The sequence below is a fragment of the Paenibacillus dendrobii genome, from assembly GCF_009807035.1.
Lineage (GTDB): Bacteria > Bacillota > Bacilli > Paenibacillales > Paenibacillaceae > Paenibacillus_AQ > Paenibacillus_AQ dendrobii.
This window is the reverse complement of the sequence record NZ_WUBI01000004.1, coordinates 137,914-160,693: the sequence shown is the minus strand read 5'-3', so window position 1 is coordinate 160,693 and position 22,780 is coordinate 137,914. Positions and strand designations below refer to the sequence as shown.

Here is a 22,780-nt window from a genome sequence, read left to right as displayed (position 1 = left end):
TATAGAAAGTCATGGTGATTACATGAATGTGAAGGATGCTCTAATCCTTTTACTCACGCACGGATTGCCGATTCTATTTTTTACTTATATGGCAACGGACGTATTGCTGCGAAATAAACGCAAGCCCGAACATATTTTGCTGAGTCTCATCTGCCTGTGCTATCTCCTTCTTTTCGCCGAAGAGTATGTCCGAAATCAGGTCTCCGTGGAATACAGTCCGGAGCTGTCGTCGGGATGGTTAAGCAGCGTCGGGATCGTCATTCCGGGTCTCTGCTTTCATTTCCTGCTCAAATTCACCCGTCTGGATGCCAAAATGCCGCGTCTGATCTACCCGTATGTTTTTTACCTGCCGCTGGTTTTTGTAATCATCAATCTGGCTACGGGAGCCGACATGATTTCCGCGCAGCAATTTGTACAGCTCGGCATGTGGAAGATGCCCGTATATAACGCCGGATATTACATCGCCATGACCGCCAGCGTCGCCACGGATCTCCTGATCATCCTTCTCCTCCGCTTCGCCAAGGCGAAGGCGGATACGGCGGAACAAAAATCCATCTACAACCTGTTAATGATCGGAATCGTCGCCGCCGTGCTCTGGCATGCTGCGTTCGGCTATATCGACTACGGAAACAAATTACCTCCCTACCCTTATCTGTACAGCGGCATCATCTGGTGCTATTTCCTGCGCCATACGATGAGGAAACATGACTTCCTCAACCTTTACGATAAACGATACGAGAAACTGTTTCATATGAATCCGGATCCGATCGTTCTTGCCGGCCTGAATGGGACGGTTAAGGAAGCGAACCCCGGAGCGACCGATCTATTGGGGCCTGGTTCCATCCGCTCCGCTTCGTTTTTTGATCTGCTGGGCAGCCGGATCCATGCTGACATTCAAGCAAAACAGGTGATCCGCCAGGAGGAAACGGAGATCCTGATAGAAGGTCAGCGGCATACCTTGCTCGTGGATGCGGACTATGTGTGGGTAGATAATGAGCAGCACGTGCTGCTCATTCTTCGGGATATCACGATGCAGAAGCAGTATCAAGAAGAGATCCGGTTTCTGGCGTTTCATGATCCGCTGACCCGGTTGCCCAACCGCAGGTATTTCCACGAGAAACTGGATAAAGCTCTGCGAGAAGCGCAGCGCTCGGGCGAAACGCTGGCTCTTTTTCTGATCGACCTGGACAAGATTAAATGGTTGAATGACACGCTTGGGCACTTGGCCGGCGATGAATTGCTGCAGGAAGCTGCCCGGATTATTCAGATCGCAGCGTCTCCAGGCGGGATGGCCGCCAGAATGGGGGGCGACGAGTTCATCATGTTCGTCCCTCATTCTCCGTCGGAAAAGGAGGTTCAGCGCATCTTGAATCAAATGCGGCTTAGCCTATTGCAATTCTTGTCCAAATACGGAGATAATCCTGTCGGAATGAGCATCGGCGTAAGCTATTACCCCGCCGATGGCAGGGATGGGCAAGCCCTGATCAATATTGCCGATCATGCCATGTACGAGATGAAAAGAAGCCGGAAACCCTCGCCAGATATAGTTTTATCATAATCATTACGGATCAGCGCCGATAGTGAGCGTTGTCATGCATATGTCATATGACATTTTTACATAAAATAGAAATCACTCCAAAAGATCAAATTCCACCGTCATTTTGTAAATTCCAAGTCCCCCATAACGGTGCACGCCCTATACATGTACGAAAGACAAAAAAACTCTCGGGGAGCCGAGGCTCCCTAAGAGTTTTCTAATTGGCGATGATAAGCCTACAACATAGTCCAGATTAATCCAGTATCATTACGTCCGGCGCATATACGCACGTACCGTAATGGGTGCAAAGATTGCCACGATCACGGCTGCCCCGATTAGGGAGATGCCTAAATCCCAGCCGGCGGTGCCCGAATTCGTTAAATCCCTCACGGCCGTGACTAGATGCGAGATCGGGTTGATCTTCGCGAACCACTGCAACCAGCTCGGCAAGGTATCCGCCGGCACGAACGCATTGGAGAGAAACGTCAGCGGAAACAGCACGATCATCGAAATGCCCTGTACGCTTGAAGCCGTACGCGCAATGACGCCGAAGAAGGCAAAGATCCAGCTGATCGCCCAGGAGCATACAATCACGAGCAGGGCTGCGAGGGCGACGAATCCGAGTCCGCCATCCGGGCGATATCCCATGACATATCCCATGCCAAACGTAAGCACGGTTGCGATCGTATACCGAACCGTATCCGCCAGCAGCGCTCCCGCAAGCGGGGCAATACGCGCGATCGGCAGCGACTTGAACCGGTCGAATACGCCTTTATCCATATCCTCGCGAAGCTGGACGCCGGTGACAATCGAGGTGGTAATGACGGTCTGGACGAGGATGCCCGGAATGATAATGGGCAGATAGCTCTGAACGTCTCCTGAAATGGCCCCGCCAAAAATATAGGTGAACATCAAAGTGAAAATAATCGGCTGCAGCGTAACGTCAAACAACTGTTCAGGCGTGCGCCGAATCTTCAACAGACCGCGGTAAGCCATCGTTAGCGAATTGCGGATCGATTGGCTGAAGCTTGTTCTGCTTCGCAGCTGACGATTGACCGTTTGTTTCATTGAAGTGCTGTTCATGCTCCTACCTCCTTCGCTTCATCGGATGCCTGAGTAGCGTCTCCGTCGGCCCCGTGGCCGGTAATGGTTAAGAAAACTTCGTCCAGAGTCGGCTTCTGCACGCTCATCTCCGCCAGTGGGATTCTCGCTTCGCGCAAGGCGATCAGCAGGTCCGTCACCCGGTCGGCATCGGCCATCGGCGCCGTAATTTTCCCGCCTTCCGGCGATACCGCAGACTGGACTTGAAGCACCCGTTCCACCGTGCGGCGGGCGCTTTGAATGTCCTGCGGATTTTGGATGCTTAAGTGCAAGGATGAAGTACCCACGGATGCTTTCAATTCATTCACCGTGCCCTCTGCAACCACTCGGCCGTGATCAATCACGGCGATCCGGTCGGCCAGCTCATCCGCCTCTTGCAGATATTGCGTCGTTAACAGCACGGTGGACCCCGTCTTGACCAATCGGCGGATCGTGTCCCACATTTGGTTGCGTGTCCGCGGATCAAGACCGGTGGTCGGCTCATCCAAGAAGATCAGCGGCGGCTGGGCAATAAGGCTCGCTGCCAAGTCCAGCCGGCGGCGCATACCCCCGGAGAAATTTTTAAGCGGACGCTTCGCGGCCTCCGTTAAGCTGAATTCCTCCAGCAGATCTGCTGCTTTGCGCTTCGCCTCCGCACGGCTTAGACCCAACAGCCGGGAGAAAATAATCAAATTCTCGGTCGCGCTGAGCGACTCATCCACCGAGGCGTATTGCCCGGTGACTCCGATCAACTGGCGTACGATATTAGGATCCTTCGCCACATCGTACCCGAAGATGCGCGTCGTCCCTTCATCTGCCCGCAGCAAGGTCGCCAGCATCCGGATTGTGGTAGTCTTCCCAGCCCCGTTAGGACCCAGAACGCCGTAAATCGTACCCGCACGCACGTTCAAATCCACGCCATCTACCGCACGATTATCCCCAAAATTTTTGACGAGCCCACGTGCTTCAACAGCCCATTCGCCTTGGGCCGTTTTTCGTTCCATTCCGTTCATATTGTTCATTAAGAACCCTCCCCTTCTTCATTACTGTAATGTGCATTCGCTATTTCTAACATGGACCTGGGCCGGAATACATCCTCCGTCTGGAGACCGATATTTCCATGTCATTCGACTGTAAGGTGAGCTGTGAACTGTTTACTTAAAGGATAATAAAACACTTTTATGAACTGAATATGAACGAGAGTGCAAAGAATTAATGATGGATAAAATATTCAAAGCGCATAAAAAAAACCACTCCTGATGGAGTGGTTTCGATAACTTCCTAAGCTTCATTCCGTATCTTCTGATTGCCGCTCACAAAATTTTGGATGTACTCGAGCTGCTCCTCATTAGGTGCGGTCTTCCGTACCTCATTAAATCTGGCAACCGCGTTATCTAAGGAAATCTCGCTGCCCACCAGTTCCCCGATCAGAGACAGTTCATCCAGCTCGCTCCACAATTCCGCATGGGTTTTAGGATCCTGATGTCCTGTCAAATAGTAATCCGCATCGTACTTTTTGATTTTGTCCAGCAGGATGGTGAGTTCGTTCTGGTCATAGCTCCAATCTCCGCTGTAAAAATCTTGATAGATGCAGTCCCCCAGAAACATCACTTTGGCATCCGGAATATATACAATGGACGAATCCTGTGCATGCACCCCGCCGACATGCTCAACGATAGAGGTCACGCCGCCCAGGTCCATCTCGATTTTGCCGTCAAACGTGAAGTCTGGCGCCTTAAGCTCCAGATGATCCCTTGTCGGCATTTCACGCTTGATCATATCTCTGCAAAATTCGATCTCCTCACCCGTCGCAACCCGCGCATCCAACGAGGCATCGTCCCATTTCAAGGTCTTCAAATATTGTATTTTTTCCTTCGTATCTGCATGGCTAACGGTTGGTAAATCCATCGTTTTCATGCCGAAAATGTGATCCCAATGCCAATGCGTGATCACAACGAACTTCGCTGGCGTGATACCCATCTTTTGAGCAGAATTCAGGAAATCCTTTGCATGCGCAGGTGAGTTCCCCGAATCAATGATCAAGCTGTAATTGTCCCCACAGATGAGCCCCAGCGTCGGGCGATCGGTCTCGGAAACATGCGGCATATAGTATACTCGATTTGCGATTTTCTTCAGCATTTGAAATACCTTCTCTTCTGTTTATTCTTAGGTGGCTGTGATCCTTCCCACGAAGCCGGAAATATGGAAATAAAAAGAAAAAGTCCACCAACCTGAGGCAGACTTCTTCATATTATACCCTCCAGTTAAAGGTATATAAGTTCATATCCCCCGGTCTAATCGGCTTCATGATATCCATAGGGTCCGGAAACTACTCTAAAAGATTCAGCTTTTTATAAATTTCCGTCATCTGTGTCCGATCCTGTTCGGATAACTTCTCAAACAAATCTCTTTTCAGCCTTTGCCCTTCCAGTGTCGCTCTCATCAACACCTCAGCACCTTGATCAGTGATCTCCAAATAAATAATTCGGCGATCCGACTCATCTACATTTCTGACGGCTAATTTTTTCGCGACAAGCTTGTCCGATAAATAACTGAGCGTAGGCGGGGTAAGGCCCAATGCTTTGGCGATGTCCGACGGACGGCTTTGTCCGTTTTGCTTCAAGTGGCCGAGCACGAGAACATGGGAGACACCGAGGTCTTCATTGAATGTTTTGTTCCACTGAACGATCAATTTATTCGTAAAACTCTCCATGTTGTGAATGAGTTCAAAAATAGTCTGCTCTTCCATATAGTCTTCCATGTAATCCTCCTTGTAAAAAAACGACAGCCCCCCAATGGAATGAAGGGCTGTCATCAATTTTACACGCTATTGGGCAGAGTATCCACCGTCAATAACCAACTCCGAGCCTGTAATGTATGAAGAATCGTCGGAAGCCAGGAACAAAGCCGCTTTGGCGATATCATCAGGTTGTCCTAAACGCTGCAGCGGCGTAGCTTGAATTAAGTGGCCCAGCAATTCCTTCGAGGTACTTAAAGCTTGGGTCATTGGCGTTTCGATGATTCCCGGGAAAAGGGCATTCACCCGAACTCCTTTACGTCCAAACGTTGTAGCAGCCGCTTTGGATAATGCGCGTACCGCGCCCTTGGATGCCGAGTAATGGTTAAAGCCTTGGCCGATCATCGCCGTGTAAGAGGAAATATTAATGATGGACCCTTTCTTTTGGTCTGCCATATAAGGGGCCACATGCTTGATGCCCGCAAAAGGACCAAAACCATTAATGGAGAGCATTTTCTGCCAATCCTCTGCATTGATTTGCTCGTATGGCTTTTCAGAAGAGATACCTGCGTTATTAACCAGGATATCGATTTTACCAAAGCGATCGTTCACTTCTTTGGCCAGTGCTTGCCAGTCGTCATCCGAAGCGACATTCAGTTTCATTCCGTAGACATTCTGTTTCTGGCTTGCCTTCTCCAGCGCTGCCTCATTAATGTCTGCGGCAATCACGGTGGCGCCTTCCTCAGCGAACAGATCAACCATACATTCGCCGATCCCCGAGGCCCCGCCAGTAATAATTGCTACTTTATTATCCAATTTCCCCATATTAATCACATGCTCCTAACGTAAATGAATTGAACCGCTATCTGCTTAACGAATGAGTTAATTCCACAAACCCGCTTGCTCCAGCTTCTTCTTGCCTCTAAAAGCAATGCCGATGCAGACGATATTAATGATCATCATGACGCCGATGGCATACAAAACGGGGGTGTAGCTTCCCGTGTAATCGAACACGAACCCGTAAGCCGGCAAAGCAACGATCGACGAAATGGCCAGCCCCAAGGAAGCGTTGGAATAAATCTGGCTATACTCCTTGTTGCCGAATAAGCTCGATGTCAGAGCCGGGCCCAATGTACCGATGGAGGCAGAGACCAAGCCGAATAGCAACACGGCTATCGATATAACGACCGTGCTCGATGCCGCGAACAATAACAGCACGATGGACAGCATACCCAGAAGCATGGCGCCAATCGCCGTGTTTCGGGTACCGATTTTATCGCTCGCATATCCGATCAACAGTGAGCCGATCAGCACGCCGATCATGTTGGTTGCCATAACATTGCCTGCGAAGGAAACATCGAATCCCTTGTTCATCAGATAAGTCGGAATGTGCATCGAAAAGCTTGCGGCAGATGTAATCAAAAAGAAAAAAGCGACAAGGGCATAGAAAGCAGAAGACTTTCTTGCTGCAGCCAACGCTACGCCTTTATCATCCGCTGATGTACTGGCTGCGGCTGCATTGGTGCCCCCCAACGATTCTGCGCCGTAAGGAAGCGTTTTCTTATCTTGAGGCGACCTTCTGATCAACAGCAGCACGATGGGCACTACGATAATGATGACCGCAATGCCGACAATCATATAGGAGGCTCTCCAGCCTTGACCCGCGATTAGGTTCCCAACAACAGGTTGGGTAATCGCGCCAAGTACGCCGCCTGCCGCACCCATGATTCCAAGCGCCAAGCCTTTGCTTTTTTTGAACCATTGATTGATGAGTACAGGACCCGCGATAACGGTAATAAATACGCCGCCCACGGCCAGTGGAATGGCTAGAATATACCAACCCCATACCGAGTGCATGAAGCCGAACGCAGCAAAGGCTCCGGCCTGCAAAATGATAGCAATGATCAAGATAAGCCGGGTATCGTACTTCGCCATCAATTTGCCGCCTATAGGCAAAAAGATCATGGTAATGATGGCCGATACGCTGAAGTATAGGGACAAACTGCCCATCCCCACTCCCAGATCACTCGATACTTGTTTCAAGAAAAGACCCGCAGAGTTGTTTAATTCAGCTTTTCCCAAGCCAACCATCAAGCAAAGACCCAGCAAAATCCACCAAGCATAGTGAATTTTTCGTTTGTCGTGGCTCATAATGTTTGTTAATCCCCCATTCTCTCATATCCGTACAGCTTCCAGCTGCTATTGACCTACGCCATGTTCATCATTTGCTCGAAATCCGGAACGGTTGGATTGGCAATATAGTGCCCACCCTCGACCTGAATCGTCTGCCCGGTAATAAACTTGGAAGCATTCGAAGCCAGAAACAGAACGGTATGTCCGATATCATCCGGTTCTCCGTGGTAAGGCAGTGCATTATATTTCGCGAAGGTATTCAGCAGCTCCGGAGACATGTTATTCTTGGCTGCCGGCGTCAAAATCAGTCCAGGAGCGACGGCATTACAACGAATGCTATGTTTGCCGTACTGGGTAGCAATATATTTCGTAAGATTAACAACCCCCGCCTTGGAAGCCCCATAAGCAACACGAATCGCATCACTAGCAAAACCCGCCATGGAAGCCGTATTAATGATCGAGCCTCCGCCAGCTTGGATCATATGGGGAATAGCGTATCTGCAGCCCAATAAAACGCTCTTGAGGTTCACGTTCATCAGACGGTCCCATTCATCCAGATCTACGTTAACGACATCCAGATCCTTCTTTAGATTGGTCAAGCCCACATTGTTGAACAGGGTGGTGATTTTTCCATACTGTTGTACGGTAAATTCCACGGCTTCCTTAATCGAATCTCCGTTTCCGGCGTCAAGAAATACGGCCACCGCATCGCCGCCTTTGGCTTTAATATGCTCTGCCGCTTCCTTAGCCCCTTCGACATTGAAATCTGCAATAACTACTTTAGCCCCTTCTTCCGCCATTAAATTGGCAGTAGACAGGCCTATTCCAGAAGCGCCTCCAGTAATCAGCGCCACTTTGTCGTTCATTTTCGCCATTTATCCCAGGCTCCTTTCGACACTTACATTATTACATATAGTCTGCCTAATATTTAGACATGTAAATATTAGGCGTCTAAATAATATCAGAATATTAATTCCAGCGCAACGGGGAAAATGAATTAGGTTGATATTGGATTGGCCACATGCGAAAAGCCGCTCCGGCATTCCGGGACGGCGAATATTGTCATTCAATGCCCCAAATCTGGAGCTCTTGATCTTATTTTGTTATGCAAAAAAGCAACTCACCGTTGACGTCGGCAAGCTGCTTTTTGCTTCCAGCGATAATTGTTGATGCTTTGCCTCTCGGAGAGGCCTCCGCGGCGGAAATCCACCGTATCACGTGCCACAGTATGTCCGGTAAGGTGTGATCGACTCCGGTACTGCACAGTATTCATCCTGTTCGGCAGCATATGCGTACGGGGTGGACAGTACCGCAAGCAGACGTTCCATCACGCCGTAATCTTCTTGATCGGTTGCAGCTTCCAGTGCCGATTCAACCAGATGATTCCTTGGGATGACGGCAGGATTGCTGTTTCGCATCAGCTGTTTTGAAGAGGCTTCTGTTACCTGTTGTCTGCCAAGTCTCGTCTTCCAACGCTCATTCCACTGGGCGAACTCCGGAGCCTCAAACAGATCCGTACCCTCGATTGCATCCAAGGTTAATGCACGGAAGGTATTGGTATAGTCCGCACGATATTTTTCCATTAAACGTAGAAGGTCATTCACTAGCTCTTCATCCTGATCCTCATCATTAAAAATCCCCAGTTTGGCTCTCATGCCTGCAAGCCAATTGGCTTCATACAAATCTATATAGCCCGAAATCTTATCCTGAGCCAGCTTGACGGCCTGCTCCTGATCATCATGCAAAAGCGGCAGTAGCGTCTCAGCAAACCGAGCAAGATTCCATCCGGCAATGTACGGCTGATTGCCATACGCATAGCGGCCTTGCGAATCGATGGAGCTAAATACTGTCGCGGGGTCATACGTATCCATGAAAGCACAAGGACCATAATCGATGGTCTCCCCGCTTATCGTCATATTGTCGGTGTTCATCACCCCGTGAATAAAGCCAACAAGCTGCCATTGGGCAATAAGCGAAGCCTGACGCTTGATCACTTCGTCAAGCAGTGCAAGGTAACGGTTCTCACCCGCTGCAACTTCCGGATAATGGCGCTCTAACGTATAGTCGGCTAGGATACGAAGGTCCTGGGCAGAGCCAAATTGTGCAACGTATTGATAGGTTCCGACGCGAATATGGCTGGCAGCTATACGTGTCAGAATGGCACCCGGAAGATCCTTTTCACGCGCGATGGACTGCCCCGTTGCCACAACGGCAAGACTGCGGGTGGTTGGGATGCCTAACGCATGCATGCCTTCGCTGATGATGTATTCGCGCAGCATCGGTCCAAGCGCGGCACGGCCATCTCCTCCGCGAGAGTACGGCGTTCTGCCCGAACCCTTCAACTGAATATCCACCCGTTCGCCTTGTGGAGACACCTGTTCGCCAAGCAGCACGGCACGGCCGTCCCCTAACATATTCAAATATCCGAATTGATGCCCCGCATAGGCTTGAGCAAGAGATTCGGCCCCCTCCGGCTCCTTGTTCCCGGCAAGAACGGCTACGCCGTCTTCACTTTGCAATCCCTGAACACTCAGACCAAGAGATGCAGCTAACGGTTGATTAAGAATAATCAGCTTAGGCGATCGTACGGAAGTGGGCTGAATCCGGGAAAAAAATGATTCCGGTAAACGGGCGTAGCTATTATCGAAATTCCATCCTGTTTCTTTATGATTTGTCATGAACTCTCCTTATTTCTTTTGGCGTATAATATTGGTCCCATCGCTTTTTAATGTACACTTCTTCCAGTTCATTATACCGTTTCCAGCAAGATTTTGCCGAAATCAGGGGGCAGATCACAAGTACGGTTAAGCAATTGATATCCAATTTTTATATCTATTAAGTGCTGTTCTGCCGTAGCCCCCTTAAACAAACAAAAAACCCATGCGTATAACGCTGGGTTCCTTGTTTACTGCGGTGAATTCCGCCGCCCTATTGACAAGTTTTGGTTCGCCTCTTATCCGAGAAAGCCTGTCTTGAAAATGCCAAGCAAGTACTCGAGCGTCGTCGGATCGCTGTACGAGGAAGATTCTGAGTCGATCTCGATGACATGCTTGTTTTTGACGGCCGGGATATTGCTCCACGTTGCCGTTTTCATGAACGAATTATCGCCCTGTGAACTTCTGCTCAGTACAAGGAAATCACCGACGTAATCGCTCAGCACCTCCGGTGAAAGCGTATAATAGCCAGGACCCAATGCGTCGGCTTTGACCTTCTCCGGCATGTTCAGCCCCATCGCTTGGTACAGCACTTCCGTTCCGCGCGCCCAATTATTGCCTAACACATAGAAGCTCTTGGAGTCGGTTTCGAGAACCGACACGGTCACGTTGTCTCCATACTTCGCCTTGATCTCCTTACCTACCTCAGCAGTACGCTGTTTAAAGTCATCGATCCAGGCCTGGGTCTCCTTCTCCTTGTTCAGCAGCTTGCCGATTTCCAGCTGCTGATTCAGGTAGTCCAGCTTACCCCACGTATACGCGACAGTTGGCGCGATTTCTTTGAGCTTATCCATATTTTTGCTGTCGGAACTAGCAATAATGAGATCAGGATCCAGCTCAATAATCTTTTCAAGATCGTCTGGCGATACGACCTTCACACCCGACAGCTTGTCGGTGAATAGCGGATTTTTATACGTCCACTCGTCAACGCCCACCAGCGTACCATCAAGCGAAAGCACGTTCGGCGCATTCGTCAGTGCGACGATTCGCTTGGGATTGGCCGGAACCTCTACGGGACCGGACTCGGACTGATAGGTCTTGGTACCGGCATTCGATTCAGACGCCGTGTCGGCGTTCGTTGCAGAATTGGCCGCTTGGTCCTCATTAGACGAGGCCGAGGCGGCTTTATTGTCGTTAACAGCTTGGTTGCCGCACGCGCTGATTACAATCATCAGCAACAGCAATGGCAGGAGCAGCTTTTTGTTCATGTTCAATCCCCTTATAATGATAATGATTATCAATCTCATATGATGATGATTACTTTATCCTTTCTTTTTCCGGTTGTCAATAGAAATCACCTTTCAGACCATGCCATCTCTATCCATAGACTCCAACAACAATGCAAAATACCCCCAAAGCGAAAAAGCCTTCATCCTGCAAATCAGGACGAAGGCAACTCAACGCATATTATGGGTAAACGATCTACTTGGCGTGGCGCAGTTCTTTGCTGAGACCAAGCGCCTGCGCGGTTGTAGTATGAATTTCTTGGATAAGCTCCGGGTTTTTCAATAGTTTCACGCCATAAGAAGGAATCATTTCTTTTAGTTTCGGTTCCCATGCTTTGAGATGCTGCGGGAAGCACTTTTCGATGATTTCCAGCATGACGGAAACGGCGGTTGAAGCCCCTGGAGAAGCACCGAGCAATGCGGCGATGGATCCATCCGCGGCACTCACCACTTCCGTACCGAATTGAAGCGTTCCTTTACCGCCGGCGGCCGTATCCTTGATCACTTGCACGCGTTGGCCGGCTACCAGCATATCCCAATCCTCGCTTTTGGCGTTCGGGATAAACTCCCGCAGCTCTTCCATGCGCTTTTCCTTCGACAGCATCACTTGCTGGATCAGGTATTTGGTGAGCGAAAGGTTTTTGGCGCCAGCCGCGAGCATCGTGAAAATATTGTTAGGTTTTACGGAACCGATCAAATCAAACATTGATCCGGTCTTCAGGAATTTTGGCGAAAAGCCTGCAAACGGCCCAAAGAGCAGCGATTTTTTATTATCTATAAATCGGGTGTCCAGATGCGGAACCGACATTGGAGGCGCACCAACCTTCGCTTTGCCGTATACTTTGGCGTGATGCTGCGCGACAACTTCCGGATTATTGCAGACCATGAACAGTCCGCTGATCGGGAAGCCTCCGATATGCTTTCCTTCCGGAATACCGGATTTCTGCAACAGCGGAAGACTGCCTCCCCCGCCGCCGATAAAGACGAATTTCGCCGTATGGCGCTCGACGCTACCGCTATCGACGTTCCGTATTTTCAATTCCCACGCGCCATCGCTCGTGCGTTTGATGTCATCCACACTATGCTTGTAATGGACGCCGACGTTTTTATTTTTCAAGTGTTCAATCAGCATGCGCGTTAAAGCGCCAAAGTTTACGTCCGTTCCGGAGTCCATTTTTGTTGCCGCTATCGCTTCATTCGACGGGCGGTCTTTCATAATCAGCGGAATCCATTCCTTCAGTTTGTTCGGGTCATCGGAAAATTCCATCCCTTTAAATAAAGGGTTGCTCGACATCGTTTCAAAACGTTTCTTCAAAAACGCTACATCGGCTTCCCCTTGCACCATACTCATATGGGACAACGGCATGATAAAGTCTTGCGGATTGTGAATCAGATTGCTGTTGACAAGATAAGACCAAAACTGCATGGAGACTTGAAACTGTTCATTCACGTTTATCGCTTTGCTAATATCGATTGATCCATCAGGTTTTTCAGTTGTGTAGTTAAGCTCACACAGCGCAGCATGCCCCGTTCCCGCATTATTCCATTCGTTGGAACTTTCTTCACCTGGGCTTGCCAGCTTCTCAAACACTTTAATGTTCCAGTCAGGCACTAATTCTTTCAGCATTGTTCCCAAAGTCGCACTCATGATTCCGGCACCAATTAAAATAACGTCTGTTTCGGTTTGTCTGTTACTCATGTCTACCGTCCTTACACGCTAATATTTGAAGAAAAGATGTAGGCGCTCCCATATCAGCCAAAGTACGACCTGGTCACACACCTTTTCTAGATGAATTATAACCTTATCCTAGTATACCACTATTTTATGGACTATTAAATGATTGTTAAACGGCTTTTCAAAGCTGATAACATTGTGATGGGAATATGCTGGGGCAGCTATAAACGTTGGAAAATAAACGCCAGATGGATGAACCGGGTCCCCCCACAGAGAGAACCCGGCCTTCATCACCATTATTTATACGCTGCCTGAAGCAATTGAGCCCTTATATCCGTGAAGCCTTCGCCAGGCTTGCGCAGCGCTTCCAATACAACCTGCGCATTATATCCGTCACAGAAATCATAAATCTGTCCCGGCTCGCCATTCAGGATTCGGAGCACTTGCTTGAAAATAGGCAGCCTTCCCTCTTCCTCAGCAGGAGGTACGGGACTCATTTCGGCTTCAGTCGCGCCCATGTACAGATTGCTCCAATTCTCCAGCGCAACGGTTCCCTTTTCCCCGTGAACAACCAGGGAGACACGTTCTTCCCCTACACGGTGGTCCGTACCCGATACATGGATGTCAATATTGTTATGTAACCGCATGATTGCTCTCACACGGCTCTCGCACTGCCGTCCATCCGTCGGGTATTCGATCTCGCTCATCACCTGGGTGATCGGTCCGAACACCTGCTGAATCATATGAATCCAGTGAATGCCTACTTCAAGCAGATAGCCGCCTTCATGTCTTGTCGTAATCCAAGGGTTGTGCTGCCAGGCACGGGGCCACTGCGGAAATTCCAGGTATAAGTTCATGCTCTTGATCGGTCCAACAGCTTGCTCATCGATCAGTTCCTTTAATTTCAGGACTTCCGGGTCCAGCGGGAACGAGAAATGAATGGCATGCAGTCGACCGGACTGCTCTCCCAGTTCCATCAGATGCTTGGCTTCCTCCAGATTGTTCGCAAGCGGCTTCTCGCAGAAGACATGAATGCCTTTCTGAAAGGCAATCCGCGCCACATCATAATGCATGGACGGCGGAACTGCGATATACACCAGATCCAGCTGAACCTCCTCGAGCATTGTCCGATAGTCTGTGTACAGCTTCGGGCTGCCTCCGGCTGCTTCTGCTTCCCTGTGCAACCTGTCTTCCTCATTATCACATAGCGCCGCTAATTCAACCTGTCCAGCAAATTGGGGAATCCAGCGGTGAATCATGTGCTTTCCCATATGGCCCAGGCCGATCACGGCCAATCTCAGTTTTGTCATATAGCATGTCCTTTCAGCTTAACTTCGGAGATATTTTTTCTTCATAAACCAATATCCCACAGTTGCTCATTTCCCTCAATGTTTATGAATAACGCTTTATCATCTTCAAGCGGAATTTGAATCAAGCCCAACGCATATCGTTTCAAAAGGAAATTCGTGTTTTGCAAATCGAAAAAAAGCAGTAACAGCAAGTTTTTTTATAACTTTTATATCCTTTGGGTAGCTATGATGAAGTGTTTATAATTAAAGTGTGATGTAGGAAGACTTATACAGAAAGCGGTGAAATAGATGATTGCATTTACGACTGAGTTGGTACGCAGATTAATAGATACGCAGTTTCCACAGTGGAGGGATTTGACAATTAAGCCTGTTCAACAATCCGGGCATGATAACCGCACCTATCGGCTTGGCAACGAGATGACCGTTAGACTTCCAAGCCATGAACGTTATGCTTCGGCTATTGAGAAAGAGCAGACATGGCTTCCTATTTTCAAGCCTCATCTGTCCTTGCCGATTCCGGTTCCCGTTGCAAAAGGCGAGCCCACGAACGAATATCCCCTTCCATGGTCCGTCAACCGATGGATTGGAGGCGATACCGTCACACGCGGCAACATAGCCGATTTAAATGGATTTGCCGAAGACCTCGCAGGCTTTCTGAAGGAATTACAAGCGATCGATGCAAGCCTCGGCATACCGGCGGGTGTCCAAAACTTTCATCGTGGGGGAAATTTGGCAGTTTACGATCAAGATACAAGGTCTGTCATCCAAGCACTATCAGGTCAATACGATCAAAAACTCTTGCTTGAAATATGGGAACGCTCCCTCTCAACAAAATACCAGTCTGCGCCATTATGGCTGCACGGTGACGTGGCAGTAGGCAATTTGCTCGTCCAGGATGGACGGTTGTGCGGCGTTATTGATTTCGGGACCATGGGGGTGGGCGATCCTTCAAGCGACCTTGTGATGGCTTGGAACTTTTTTGACGATGACAGCCGCGTTATATTCCTGAACAGCATGAATATGGATGAGGATACGGTTGATCGTGCGCGAGGTTGGGCTTTATGGAAAGCACTCATCACCTACTCTTGGAATGAGAAAGGCTCGGAGCTCTCGAACTGGGGAAGGCATGTGATGGATGTCATTATCCAAGACTATAAACGAAGGCGCTAACGTATGGCTTCTGCTGTACTTGCTGCTATTTATGGTTAACCTCCTGCCAAAGCTCGTATGTAAATTCGCCGTTCAATTCCCGACATGGAACGTGAACGGCGACAATTTTTGAGTCATCAATTAAGTGGCAGTTCTTTCAGCTAGGAGGCCAATTCCGCCAGCACCTTGCCAAGCCGGTCAAGTTGCTGTTCATTAGCTTCGATGCAGATCGGCTTAGCTTGTTCAAACTCCTCTTTTTTCTTGAAACGTTGACGGAAGGTGACCCTCGTACGCCCTTCGAAGCTCTCGAATGTAGCTGTTACCCGAAATTCGTGGACGTTTAGATGATCAATCACGACCCGCTCCGGCTGCACGAACTCCACAAAGACGTTATGGTTAGGATAATCCACGCCATCCGGTCCGTGCATGGTGAACTTCCACGTGCCTCCCGGCCGCATATCGCACTCGTGAAACGTATGGGTGAAGCCTTTCGGTCCCCACCACCTTGCTAATAAATCAGGGGTTGTCCATGCCCGAAACACAAGCTCCCGCGGGACATCGTACTCACGCATAGCCACAAGTTCACTTTCGCCTATTGTCATGTTCAGACCTCTCCTACCAATACCTTGCCTAGTGTGTCCAACATGATGTTTGTACCGTGTTCCCGCACTTCCGGCGTATCGTGCCCGTCAAAGAATGCACCTTGCTCCGTGAAAATCAGCTTCGTGCCACCATCAACCTCGATAAGCTCGACCGTTGTGATCGAGACGGAGAAGCGTGTGTCGCCCGAATCCAGGGTGTACGTATAGACAATGCGCTGCTCTGGAACAAGCTCTTGATAGATCGCGTCGAAGGTAAAGATCGGCCCTTCCGGCGGTCCGCCGCTGCTGTACTCGCGCCCTCCAACCCGGAAATCGAAGATGTCTGGCTTGGAATACCATTTGGCTTTGGCTATCGGATCGGCCCAGGCGTGATAAACCCGCTCCGGCGATGCTGCATAAGTCCGTTCGACGACGAAGGTGGCGTGCTTAACGAATCGTTCTTTCATTGATTTTCCTCCTTATGTTTCGAAATTTGTACTTCCTCCTCGGCAAGAAAGTCTCCCAACAGGTCCAAATGTCGCTCCCAACCCCATTGCCGCTCAATGACCGGTTTCTCAAATTCCATCTTCATCGCTTGCAGAAGGCTCGTGAAATCTTCCACCGATACTTCCGCTTTGCCCTGCATCAGCTTGGATACATGTCTGAGCTGTTCCAACAGCCTCTGCTGCAACTTGATCTGCTCTTGGATTCGGCCTATCTGCAGGCCCACGATCTCAAGCGGACTGATCTGCCCGCCATTTAAGACCGACTTAACCTCCTCAAGAGATAAGCCTAACTCCTTAAGCGATAAAATCTGGTGCAAGCGTGACAAGTCTGATTCACCATATAGCCTGTGGCCCGATTCCGTCTGGTCAGAGGGAGATAGCAAACCGATTTGATCATAATAACGCAGGGTTCGCACGGTAAGCCCCGTCAGCTTGGCGAGGTCCCCGACCTTCCAGTGTCTCTTCATTAACCATCCCCACTCTTTGGCGCTAGCTATGTACCGGTAGCTTCATTGTAAAACATGACGTTACGTAAGGTGCAAGCGAAATTCTACCGGAATTTTTTTGCGCGGCGATCGTTCCATCCGTTTTATATTCGTAATTCATTAATAATTGTTTTTTGCATCGGAATCATGCCAGATTCATTGACTAACATCTTACATATTTTCGTTTAAAACCGAGCTGCCCCTTATCTGCCGCCTTTTGAATATTAACGGAAGCGTTCAAAAACTTGCTCTTTGAGGTATTCTGATTGACCTCCACCGGGCCTACTTCCTTCGCAATGGCTACCGCCTTATCATGGAGCGGCAAATAGGATACGCCCACAGTATATATGAAATTGTTCATTGCATATTTCGTACGTTCAGGAGCCTCATGAATCGTTCTTTTTACAAGCTCCAGCATCTCAGCCATTTTCCCTTCGGAAAATTCACTGTCCGGACGATTCCCGAGCAGCCAGCAGTAACAGCTCCAGCCCGCGGACATTTTCAGCTCCATACCGCTTGCAATCCATTGATCGGAAACTTCTTGCGCAATATCCGTTTCTGCCAAAGTTACGGCTACTACATAATCCGATAGCATATAAAAATAAGCTCCATCCATCCACCGTTCAAAATCCGCCTCAGACATGGCTTTAGGATCGGCGATGACCCCGGCGAAGTACATAGCGTCGTAATTCCCCGTGGCATAGAGCTGCTCGGCTAAAGGTTGATTGCGTTTTATTTCCCTAAAAATGGGCTTCATCGCACCGGTAGCCACGCCAAAAAGCGGTTCTTGCGCGCCGTTGGACTGGTACATCTTTTTGGTTCGCTCCTTGCCGAGAGCTTCAAGCTCTTGCATAACCGTTTCTAGATCCATTGTTCACACATCCTTCATCATGATTTTTCATTTCGGGGTTAAGCCATCTTAACTTGAATATATCATAAAGCGGCGTTCATCCCATTAAATCAGGGCCAAGATCCTTAATAGTGCTAAAACACAGCAACCTGAAACGGATTCCGCACAGCCAAATACGTACTGTTCGTCAGACTTTTTTATGATCGAATTATAAATAAAATCGCCGTCCAATCCCCAGGTAGAGAACGTGAACGGCGACAATGTTAGCAGCTGATCAAGGTTCTGTTCAGCGCTTTCTAAGCCGTACAGCTTAGCTTGTTCAAACTCCTATTTATCTTGAAAAGTTGATGGAATGTCCTCTACTTCATATAAAGACGTATCCAACGCCTGAATGAATGGGGTCCACTCTCCTGTCGCGAAAAGCAGAAGCCGGTGCATGGCACGCGTGCATGCCGTGTAAAACAACTTGCGCTCGCTCTCAAGGTGATACGTCTGTGAAGATGCATCGTAGATTAGTACGGCATCGAATTCAACGCCTTTAGCGAGATAAACCGGGATAATCAATATCCCTTTCTCGAAGGTGGGCGTGTTTTTCGTCACGAGCTTCAGCCCCTGGCATCCTTGAGACGTCAAGATCTCGTAAGCATCTTTGGCTTCGGCCGCCGTTTTGGTAATGACGCCAATAGAGGTGAGGCCTTCAGCCTGAAGCGCCATCAGGTGCTCAGCTATTCTCGCTGCCCGCTTCTCGCCGCTTCCCACATTAGAGAAGAGAGGCTTCCTGCCGCGTCGTTCAAAGGGTACGATCTCCTGAGCGTTCGGCAGCAGATACTTCGTGAATTCCACGATCTCGCGGGTCGACCGGTAACTGCGGACCAGGCGAAACAAGGTCGTCTCAGACTCGCCGTACAGCCGAATGAGCGGCGAATCTTCACCGTACAGTTCCGTGGCCTGGGCAAAGATGGCCTGACCGAAATCGCCGAGCACCGTCATGCGGGCACGGGGAAACAGCCTTTTGAGAAACTCATATTGAAACATTGAATAATCCTGACCCTCGTCGACGAATACATGCCGTACCTCCGTGTTGGTCCGAACGCCCTCAATGAGCTCTTTTAAATACAGATACGGTGTTGCGTCCTCATAGAATAGTTCAAGCCGGCCGAGCTTATCCTTGGTCTGCTCGCAGATTTCCGGCCAGAGTGAAGGGATGTCGGCCCCATTTGTCATCTTTTTGAAGGCATCCCCATTTTCGAACAGCTGCACGTACAACTGAGCCATATCAATGAATAACATCCGCTTCACGCTTCGCTTGAGCGGTATGAACTGCTCCTTCACGATCATCCGGCGCAGCAGTGTTTCTTCCCGCTCGGCATAGTCAAAATCGCCTTCATCCGACCTGAGCTCGCCTTGGATTATTTCACGAGCTTCTTCATATTGCTCGGCAAAATCAAAGACGCCTCTTTCTTTATGGAGTTTTTGATAAACTTCGGCATACTGATCCTTGTCGAGATAATCAAGTTCATCCTGCACCCAAACCGCTTCCCGCTCCTTATTCTCCAGCAAGGTCAGTTCACGCAGCAGCCACTCCTGCAGCATAGCGATACGATTGGTCATGCGAATGGAAGGATCATAGCTGTAAAATTTGGACTCCATTTGCCCCGCAGAGATCAAATCGCGTTCCCGAAACCGAATGCTTTTGAATAACATGCCTTCCTGCTCCAACCACTGTGCATAATTCCGCAGAGCTTGAAGGAAGTCTACGGATGACTTGTAATGAATCCCTGTCAGCCGGGCCTTATACGCTTGCGTCGATTGTTCTGCCAGCACGTATTCGATCTGATCGAAGGGATCCTCCAGGCGGAACTTTCTGCCAAGTGAGTGGTCAAGATATTCCTGGAAGGTCGTCTGCTGCATGTTTTCCTCACCAAGCTCAGGAAGAACGGTAGATACATAGCTGTTAAACATCGGATTCGGCGAGAAAAGAACGATCTGGTCAGCCTTAAGCCGCTCGCGGTGCTTATACAGCAGGTACGCCACCCGCTGAAGTGCCGCCGAGGTCTTCCCGCTGCCAGCCGCCCCCTGCACGATAAGCATCCGGCTTTTGTCATCGCGGATGATGGCATTTTGCTCTTTTTGGATGGTCGCGACGATGCTCCTCATCTGATTGTCCGCACCCTTACCGAGCACCTGCTGCAGCAATTCGTCGCCGATCGTTAAGCTTGTGTCGAACACATTCTGCAGTTGGCCCCCGCGGATCTGATACTGCCGTTTCAGCTTCATCTCTCCTGTGATGGTTCCACCTGGCGTATCATATCCAGCCGCTCCCGGTGAATAGTCGTAGTACATGCTCGCGACCGGAGTACGCCAGTCATAAACCAGAAAACTCATGCCGTCCGAATCAACGAAGGATGCTACGCCAATATAAACCTGCTCGGTAAAGTTCAAGCCATCCTCATGAAAATCGATGCGCCCGAAGTAAGGGGATGACAGCAGCCGTTTCATGTTTTTCCATTGCTGCACGCGCCCGCGGTAGCTTCGCTCCCGTTCGGATAGTATCGCTTCTTGCTGCCTGATACTGTAAAAGGTCTCTTCAAAGTCTTCGTCCGTGCTTGTATTGACGGTAACTTCCTCCCAAAATTGCTTGCGGATGTCCGTCACCTGACCTTGCAGCCCAGTCACCTCCGGATCCAGTTCGGCGATTCTCTCCTCCAGCTTTTCCGTAACCAGGTCCAGCCGCTCCTGTTCCTGTTTCCAATCCTCCGCGTTCACCATTTTTTAAATGCCCTCCCTCATTTCAATTTGCTGAAAAATAGCGTTTGACAAACCGTATTTTTTTGTGATAAGATTAGAATGTAAATATGATGGGATAAATTTATAGTTTTTCAAAAGTTGATACTGGTTTTTCCATCATACCATAGTGCTTTTTTGTACGCAACTTTAATTTATGCATATGTACCCCCGGCAGATTTGCCGGGGTTTTTATTTTTCATTTATGCAGAAGGAATCTTTTCCGGTTTCAACGCATCCGTTTATTTAAAAATTTTTCTTGTTCAATAACTCCTATCCTGTTATTATGGAGAAGTATGATTTTTGGAAAGCGAATATTCAATATAGATGTAGGATCTTTCCAAGCAGATAATCTTTGACCACTTCCATGAAGAAGTTAAGGCCATACGGACAGCCGGGTCAAATGCCGATTGGCAACTTTCGTTGCCTTATTGATTGAGTTAAAAGCTCAAATTTTATAAGTTGGTTACTTTACAACCAGTGCATATGCACACAACTTGTGAAACGGTCAATAAGAGTGGTAAAAGTAATTATTTGCTATATAGACTCTGATCCTAACATGATATATTTGAATATGAAGCGCCTTTCATAAAACGCTGCGTTTTATGGCTGACTGACGAGCACGCAAGAGGTTTGTCCGGTCATGCTTATGGGGACGATCTTATTATTTGACTATATCAAAGCAAGTGTGATGCGCATGGTGCGTGTTTCGCTTGCTTTTTTTGTTGCCGTTTTTACATTGAAAAAATTTATCTGAGATAGGAGATCGAAAAAATGGGAAAAGCACTAATCATCGGCGCCGGCGGCGTAGCATCTGTAGCCATTCATAAATGCGTTCAAAACAGCGAGGTATTCGAAGAAATCTGCATCGCCAGCCGTACGAAGTCCAAATGCGATGAGCTGAAAGCCAAATTGGACGGCGGCAAAACTAAAATTACGACTGCACAGGTCGATGCTAACAACGTAGATGAACTGATCGCTCTGATCAACGAAGTCAAACCGGATATCGTCATGAACCTGGCTCTGCCTTACCAAGATTTGACGATCATGGATGCTTGTCTGGCTACTAAAACGCACTATATGGATACAGCAAACTATGAGCCGGAAGATACGGCGAAATTCGAATACAAATGGCAGTGGGAGTACCGTGAGCGCTTTGAAAAAGCAGGGATCACAGCTCTTTTGGGCAGCGGATTCGATCCAGGCGTAACCGGTGTATTCTCTGCATATGCGCTAAAACACTATTTTGACGAAATTGAATATATCGACATTCTGGATTGCAACGGCGGGGATCACGGCTATCCTTTCGCAACCAACTTCAACCCGGAAATCAATATCCGCGAAGTGTCCGCTAATGGACGCTACTGGGAAAACGGGCAATGGATCGAAACGAAACCAATGGAAATCAAACGCGAGTATAACTTTGCTGAAGTCGGCCAAAAGGACATGTATCTGCTCTACCATGAAGAACTTGAATCCCTTGCGCAAAACATGCCTGGACTGAAACGCATCCGCTTCTTCATGACTTTCGGCCAAAGCTATCTCATGCACTTAAAGGCGCTTGAAAACGTAGGAATGACGTCCATCGAACCGATCGAATACGAAGGAAAACAAATCATTCCGCTTCAATTCCTGAAGGCCGTACTCCCGGACCCGGCTTCCCTGGGACCTCGTACGGTAGGCAAAACGAACATCGGCTGTATCTTCAAAGGGAAAAAAGACGGCCAAGACAAGACGTACTATGTCTACAATATTTGCGACCATCAAGAGTGCTATAAAGAAGTGGGCTCCCAAGCCATCTCCTATACAACCGGCGTACCTGCCATGATCGGCGCGGCGATGGTCATGACTGGCAAATGGAATAAACCGGGCGTATTCAATATCGAAGAGTTCGATCCAGATCCATTCATGGAAGAGCTGAACAAATGGGGACTGCCATGGGTAGAAGACTTCAACCCTGTGCTGGTTGACGCATTGCCTGAAGAAGCTAAACAGCCGGAGCTCGTTCGCTAA

The 22,780-nt window shown here is 48.9% G+C and carries 19 protein-coding genes; 3 read left to right on the top strand and 16 right to left on the bottom strand.

The window, feature by feature from the left end; translation table 11 throughout:
* The first annotated feature begins 88 nt into the window (after positions 1 to 88).
* Positions 89 to 1,558, top strand: a complete 1,470-nt coding sequence (locus tag GRF59_RS22075; RefSeq protein WP_160499884.1) for a GGDEF domain-containing protein — start codon at positions 89 to 91, stop codon at positions 1,556 to 1,558.
* Between the two features lie 246 nt (positions 1,559 to 1,804).
* On the opposite strand, the gene GRF59_RS22070 is transcribed toward GRF59_RS22075, so the two are convergent.
* From GRF59_RS22070 to GRF59_RS22020, 11 genes are all read right to left on the bottom strand, one after another.
* Positions 1,805 to 2,620: an ABC transporter permease gene (locus GRF59_RS22070; RefSeq protein WP_160499883.1), complete on the bottom strand. Its 816-nt coding sequence runs from the start codon at positions 2,618 to 2,620 to the stop codon at positions 1,805 to 1,807.
* The gene (locus GRF59_RS22065) at positions 2,617 to 3,639 is read right to left on the bottom strand and encodes an ATP-binding cassette domain-containing protein (RefSeq protein WP_160499882.1); all 1,023 of its coding nucleotides are present in this window, start codon (positions 3,637 to 3,639) and stop codon (positions 2,617 to 2,619) included. Before GRF59_RS22065 ends, GRF59_RS22070 begins: the two co-directional genes overlap by 4 nt.
* A 259-nt stretch (positions 3,640 to 3,898) precedes the next feature.
* A complete protein-coding gene (locus GRF59_RS22060) occupies positions 3,899 to 4,756 on the bottom strand; it encodes an MBL fold metallo-hydrolase (RefSeq protein WP_160499881.1) in 858 nt (285 codons plus the stop codon).
* A gap of 190 nt (positions 4,757 to 4,946) precedes the next feature.
* Positions 4,947 to 5,378 (bottom strand): MarR family winged helix-turn-helix transcriptional regulator, encoded by a 432-nt coding sequence (locus GRF59_RS22055; protein ID WP_341480122.1) that lies wholly within the window; start codon positions 5,376 to 5,378, stop codon positions 4,947 to 4,949.
* 66 nt (positions 5,379 to 5,444) lie between these two features.
* The gene (locus GRF59_RS22050) at positions 5,445 to 6,179 is read right to left on the bottom strand and encodes an SDR family NAD(P)-dependent oxidoreductase (protein WP_160499880.1); all 735 of its coding nucleotides are present in this window, start codon (positions 6,177 to 6,179) and stop codon (positions 5,445 to 5,447) included.
* Positions 6,180 to 6,236: 57 nt separating this feature from the next.
* Positions 6,237 to 7,505: an MFS transporter gene (locus GRF59_RS22045; RefSeq protein WP_160499879.1), complete on the bottom strand. Its 1,269-nt coding sequence runs from the start codon at positions 7,503 to 7,505 to the stop codon at positions 6,237 to 6,239.
* Positions 7,506 to 7,561: 56 nt separating this feature from the next.
* Positions 7,562 to 8,362 (bottom strand): SDR family NAD(P)-dependent oxidoreductase, encoded by an 801-nt coding sequence (locus tag GRF59_RS22040; RefSeq protein ID WP_160499878.1) that lies wholly within the window; start codon positions 8,360 to 8,362, stop codon positions 7,562 to 7,564.
* Positions 8,363 to 8,701: 339 nt separating this feature from the next.
* A complete protein-coding gene (locus GRF59_RS22035; protein WP_160499877.1) occupies positions 8,702 to 10,165 on the bottom strand; it encodes a protein adenylyltransferase SelO in 1,464 nt (487 codons plus the stop codon).
* Between the two features lie 275 nt (positions 10,166 to 10,440).
* Positions 10,441 to 11,409: an iron-hydroxamate ABC transporter substrate-binding protein gene (locus GRF59_RS22030; RefSeq protein WP_160499876.1), complete on the bottom strand. Its 969-nt coding sequence runs from the start codon at positions 11,407 to 11,409 to the stop codon at positions 10,441 to 10,443.
* Between the two features lie 214 nt (positions 11,410 to 11,623).
* A complete protein-coding gene (locus tag GRF59_RS22025; protein WP_160499875.1) occupies positions 11,624 to 13,126 on the bottom strand; it encodes a malate:quinone oxidoreductase in 1,503 nt (500 codons plus the stop codon).
* A gap of 272 nt (positions 13,127 to 13,398) precedes the next feature.
* The gene (locus GRF59_RS22020) at positions 13,399 to 14,412 is read right to left on the bottom strand and encodes a Gfo/Idh/MocA family protein (RefSeq protein ID WP_160499874.1); all 1,014 of its coding nucleotides are present in this window, start codon (positions 14,410 to 14,412) and stop codon (positions 13,399 to 13,401) included.
* A 288-nt stretch (positions 14,413 to 14,700) separates the two neighbouring features.
* Here GRF59_RS22020 and GRF59_RS22015 point away from each other — a divergent pair, with 288 nt between their 5' ends.
* Positions 14,701 to 15,582: an aminoglycoside phosphotransferase family protein gene (locus GRF59_RS22015; protein ID WP_160499873.1), complete on the top strand. Its 882-nt coding sequence runs from the start codon at positions 14,701 to 14,703 to the stop codon at positions 15,580 to 15,582.
* Positions 15,583 to 15,722: 140 nt separating this feature from the next.
* Here the strand turns inward: GRF59_RS22015 and GRF59_RS22010 are convergent, their stop codons facing one another.
* The 5 genes from GRF59_RS22010 to helD form a co-directional block, all read right to left on the bottom strand.
* Positions 15,723 to 16,163, bottom strand: a complete 441-nt coding sequence (locus tag GRF59_RS22010) for an SRPBCC family protein (RefSeq protein WP_160499872.1) — start codon at positions 16,161 to 16,163, stop codon at positions 15,723 to 15,725.
* A gap of 2 nt (positions 16,164 to 16,165) precedes the next feature.
* Complete coding sequence (locus GRF59_RS22005; RefSeq protein WP_160499871.1) at positions 16,166 to 16,609, bottom strand: SRPBCC family protein; 444 nt, start codon at positions 16,607 to 16,609, stop codon at positions 16,166 to 16,168.
* Complete coding sequence (locus GRF59_RS22000) at positions 16,606 to 17,115, bottom strand: MerR family transcriptional regulator (protein ID WP_160499870.1); 510 nt, start codon at positions 17,113 to 17,115, stop codon at positions 16,606 to 16,608. Before GRF59_RS22000 ends, GRF59_RS22005 begins: the two co-directional genes overlap by 4 nt.
* Before the next feature lie 181 nt (positions 17,116 to 17,296).
* Positions 17,297 to 18,004 (bottom strand): DNA alkylation repair protein, encoded by a 708-nt coding sequence (locus GRF59_RS21995; RefSeq protein WP_160499869.1) that lies wholly within the window; start codon positions 18,002 to 18,004, stop codon positions 17,297 to 17,299.
* A 306-nt stretch (positions 18,005 to 18,310) separates the two neighbouring features.
* Positions 18,311 to 20,752, bottom strand: coding sequence for an RNA polymerase recycling motor HelD (helD, locus tag GRF59_RS21990; RefSeq protein ID WP_160499868.1), 2,442 nt, complete (start codon positions 20,750 to 20,752; stop codon positions 18,311 to 18,313).
* A gap of 789 nt (positions 20,753 to 21,541) precedes the next feature.
* On the opposite strand from helD, the gene GRF59_RS21985 reads away from it, so the two are divergent.
* Positions 21,542 to 22,780: a saccharopine dehydrogenase family protein gene (locus tag GRF59_RS21985; RefSeq protein WP_160499867.1), complete on the top strand. Its 1,239-nt coding sequence runs from the start codon at positions 21,542 to 21,544 to the stop codon at positions 22,778 to 22,780.

Bases quoted from the DNA above. Each gene is read 5' to 3' on its own strand.
- GRF59_RS22075 (WP_160499884.1), top strand. From the start codon at position 89: ATGGCAACGGACGTATTGCTGCGAAATAAACGCAAGCCCGAACATATT.
- GRF59_RS22070 (WP_160499883.1), bottom strand. From the start codon at position 2,620: ATGAACAGCACTTCAATGAAACAAACGGTCAATCGTCAGCTGCGAAGC.
- GRF59_RS22065 (WP_160499882.1), bottom strand. From the start codon at position 3,639: ATGAACAATATGAACGGAATGGAACGAAAAACGGCCCAAGGCGAATGG.
- GRF59_RS22060 (WP_160499881.1), bottom strand. From the start codon at position 4,756: ATGCTGAAGAAAATCGCAAATCGAGTATACTATATGCCGCATGTTTCC.
- GRF59_RS22055 (WP_341480122.1), bottom strand. From the start codon at position 5,378: ATGGAAGACTATATGGAAGAGCAGACTATTTTTGAACTCATTCACAAC.
- GRF59_RS22050 (WP_160499880.1), bottom strand. From the start codon at position 6,179: ATGGGGAAATTGGATAATAAAGTAGCAATTATTACTGGCGGGGCCTCG.
- GRF59_RS22045 (WP_160499879.1), bottom strand. From the start codon at position 7,505: ATGAGCCACGACAAACGAAAAATTCACTATGCTTGGTGGATTTTGCTG.
- GRF59_RS22040 (WP_160499878.1), bottom strand. From the start codon at position 8,362: ATGGCGAAAATGAACGACAAAGTGGCGCTGATTACTGGAGGCGCTTCT.
- GRF59_RS22035 (WP_160499877.1), bottom strand. From the start codon at position 10,165: ATGACAAATCATAAAGAAACAGGATGGAATTTCGATAATAGCTACGCC.
- GRF59_RS22030 (WP_160499876.1), bottom strand. From the start codon at position 11,409: ATGAACAAAAAGCTGCTCCTGCCATTGCTGTTGCTGATGATTGTAATC.
- GRF59_RS22025 (WP_160499875.1), bottom strand. From the start codon at position 13,126: ATGAGTAACAGACAAACCGAAACAGACGTTATTTTAATTGGTGCCGGA.
- GRF59_RS22020 (WP_160499874.1), bottom strand. From the start codon at position 14,412: ATGACAAAACTGAGATTGGCCGTGATCGGCCTGGGCCATATGGGAAAG.
- GRF59_RS22015 (WP_160499873.1), top strand. From the start codon at position 14,701: ATGATTGCATTTACGACTGAGTTGGTACGCAGATTAATAGATACGCAG.
- GRF59_RS22010 (WP_160499872.1), bottom strand. From the start codon at position 16,163: ATGACAATAGGCGAAAGTGAACTTGTGGCTATGCGTGAGTACGATGTC.
- GRF59_RS22005 (WP_160499871.1), bottom strand. From the start codon at position 16,609: ATGAAAGAACGATTCGTTAAGCACGCCACCTTCGTCGTCGAACGGACT.
- GRF59_RS22000 (WP_160499870.1), bottom strand. From the start codon at position 17,115: ATGAAGAGACACTGGAAGGTCGGGGACCTCGCCAAGCTGACGGGGCTT.
- GRF59_RS21995 (WP_160499869.1), bottom strand. From the start codon at position 18,004: ATGGATCTAGAAACGGTTATGCAAGAGCTTGAAGCTCTCGGCAAGGAG.
- helD (WP_160499868.1), bottom strand. From the start codon at position 20,752: ATGGTGAACGCGGAGGATTGGAAACAGGAACAGGAGCGGCTGGACCTG.
- GRF59_RS21985 (WP_160499867.1), top strand. From the start codon at position 21,542: ATGGGAAAAGCACTAATCATCGGCGCCGGCGGCGTAGCATCTGTAGCC.